At 65.5% G+C, this 2,596-nt stretch carries 2 protein-coding genes; both read left to right on the top strand.

Annotated features, from left to right (window positions below):
* Positions 1–203 precede the first annotated feature (203 nt).
* The gene (gene istA, locus FFS60_RS28470) at positions 204–1,718 is read left to right on the top strand and encodes an IS21 family transposase (protein ID WP_137823891.1); all 1,515 of its coding nucleotides are present in this window, start codon (positions 204–206) and stop codon (positions 1,716–1,718) included.
* 17 nt (positions 1,719–1,735) lie between these two features.
* A complete protein-coding gene (gene istB, locus FFS60_RS28465) occupies positions 1,736–2,491 on the top strand; it encodes an IS21-like element helper ATPase IstB (protein WP_137823890.1) in 756 nt (251 codons plus the stop codon).
* Positions 2,492–2,596 lie beyond the last annotated feature (105 nt).

Raw genomic sequence — 2,596 nt, 5'->3', positions numbered from 1 at the left:
TGCGGACTCCACGCTGACTCGGACACCCATTCCACGCACATCCGGACAGTGATTCCACGCTGATCCGGACACTCATTCCACGAGCATCCGGACACCGATTCCACGGCCATCCGGACACTTTCCAGGCAGGCAGCTACGCAGGATTTCTTCACTACCATCGGCCTCTTTTTCGAAGCGAAGAGGTCGTCGTGGAGCGTTTATCCATGCGTAAAATCCGAGAGGTGTTGCGCCTCAAGTTCGACTGCGGCCTGTCCGTCCGCAAGATCGCCCGCAGCCTGGGCACTGGCCACAGCAGTGCCGGTGATTACCTCTGTCGCTTTGCCGCCAGCGGCCTCAGTTGGCCCTGCTCGTTGTCCGATGCCGAGTTGGAGCGCCAGCTATTTCCACCAGCCCCGGCAGTCCCCAGCGAGCAGCGCCCACTGCCCGACTGGGCCTGGGTGCATGCCGAACTGCGCCGCCCCGGCGTGACCCTGGCCCTGCTCTGGCAGGAGTACCGCCTGAGCCAGCCGCAGGGCTTTCAGTACAGCTGGTTCTGCGAACACTACCGAGCCTGGCAGGGCAGACTGGACGTGGTGATGCGCCAGGAGCACCGCGTCGGCGAGAAGCTGTTCGTCGATTACGCTGGGCAGACAGTGCCCGTGATCGACCGCCACAGCGGCGAGATCCGCCAGGCGCAGGTGTTCGTCGCGGTGCTCGGCGCGTCCAGCTACACCTTCGCCGAAGCCACCTGGTCGCAGCAGCTGCCGGACTGGCTGGGCTCGCATACGCGTTGCTTCGCCTTCCTCGGCGGCGTGCCCGAGATCGTGGTGCCGGACAACCTGCGCAGCGCGGTGAGTAAGAGCCATCGCTACGAGCCGGATATCAACCCGAGCTACCGCGATCTGGCCGAGCACTATGGCGTGGCGGTGGTGCCGGCGCGGGCGCGCAAGCCGCGCGACAAGGCCAAGGCCGAGGTCGGCGTGCAGGTGGTCGAGCGCTGGATCCTCGCCGCCCTGCGCAACCGCCAGTTCTTCTCTCTGGACGAACTCAACACAGCCATCGCAACGCTGTTGGATCGGCTCAACCGGCGCCCGTTTCGCAAGCTGCCGGGCTCCCGGCACTCGGCCTTCGAGGCTTTGGATCGTCCGGCGCTACGCCCATTGCCGGAGCAGCCCTACGTCTATGCCGAGTGGAAGAAGGCGCGGGTGCACATTGACTACCACGTCGAGGTCGACGGGCATTACTACTCGGTACCGTATCAGTTGGTGAAAAAGCAGCTGGAGGTACGGCTGACGGCGCGTACGGTGGAGTGCTTCCACGCCAACCAGCGGGTGGCCAGCCACCTGCGCTCACCGCACAAAGGCCGGCACAGTACGCAGACCGAACACATGCCCAAGAGCCACCGCGAGCATGCCGAGTGGACGCCGCAGCGGCTGATCCGCTGGGCCGAGCAGACCGGGCCGAACACCGCCGGCGTGATCGGCCACATCCTCGAACGCCGCATCCATCCGACTCATGGCTACCGGGCCTGCCTGGGCATCCTGCGCCTGGGCAAGACCCATGGCGAAGTGCGCCTGGAGTTGGCCTGCCGTCGCGCCATCAGCCTCGGTGCGTGCAGCTACAAGAGCCTCGAATCGATCCTGCGCCAGGGCCTGGAAAACCTGCCATTGGCTCAAGCCAACCTGCCCCTGCTACCGGACGACCACGCCAACCTGCGCGGCCCCGGCTACTACCACTGACCCCAAGGAATCCCACCATGCTGCCTCATCCGACCCTGGACAAGCTCCAGAGCCTGCGCCTGCACGGCATGCTCAAGGCACTGAACGAGCAACTGAAAACCCCGGACATCGACAGCCTGAGCTTCGAAGAGCGCCTCGGCCTGCTGGTCGACCGCGAACTGACCGAACGCGACGACAAGCGCCTGAGCAGCCGCCTGCGTCAGGCCCGGCTGCGCCACAACGCCTGCCTCGAAGACCTCGACTACCGTAGCCCACGCGGGCTCGACAAGGCGCTGATCCTGCAACTGAGCAGCGGCCAGTGGCTACGCGACGGCCTCAACCTGATCATCGGCGGCCCCACCGGCGTGGGTAAAACCTGGCTGGCCTGCGCCCTGGCGCACCAGGCCTGCCGAGAGGGCTACAGCGTGCGTTACCTGCGCTTGCCGCGCTTGCTGGAAGAGTTGGGCCTGGCCCACGGCGACGGGCGCTTCGCCAAGCTGATGAGCAGCTACGCCAAGACCGACCTGCTGATCCTCGATGACTGGGGCCTGGCCCCGTTCACCGCCGAACAACGGCGCGACATGCTGGAGTTACTGGACGACCGCTACGGCCAGCGCTCGACCCTGGTGACCAGCCAGATGCCGGTGGACAACTGGCACGAACTGATCGGCGATCCGACCCTGGCCGACGCCATCCTCGACCGTCTGGTGCACAACGCCTACCGGATCAATCTCAAGGGCGAATCGATGCGCAAGCGGGCGAAGAAATTGACGGCGCTGGGCGCCTCAGACTAACAATGCCAGCCCTGCGTCGCTGCGCTCCGACTGCCTGTCCGAATGAGCGTGGAACAGGTGTCCGGATCAGTGTGGGCTGAGTGTCCGAATGGCGTGGAATCCGCA

It is taken from the genome of Pseudomonas sp. D(2018) (assembly GCF_005502555.1).
GTDB lineage: Bacteria > Pseudomonadota > Gammaproteobacteria > Pseudomonadales > Pseudomonadaceae > Metapseudomonas > Metapseudomonas resinovorans.
Note: the sequence above shows the minus strand (reverse complement) of the source record. Positions and strands in the feature narration are given on the sequence as shown.

What these genes read in the sequence shown, in the direction of transcription:
- istA (WP_137823891.1), top strand. Translation starts at nt 204, where the DNA reads ATGCGTAAAATCCGAGAGGTGTTGCGCCTCAAGTTCGACTGCGGCCTG.
- istB (WP_137823890.1), top strand. Translation starts at nt 1,736, where the DNA reads ATGCTGCCTCATCCGACCCTGGACAAGCTCCAGAGCCTGCGCCTGCAC.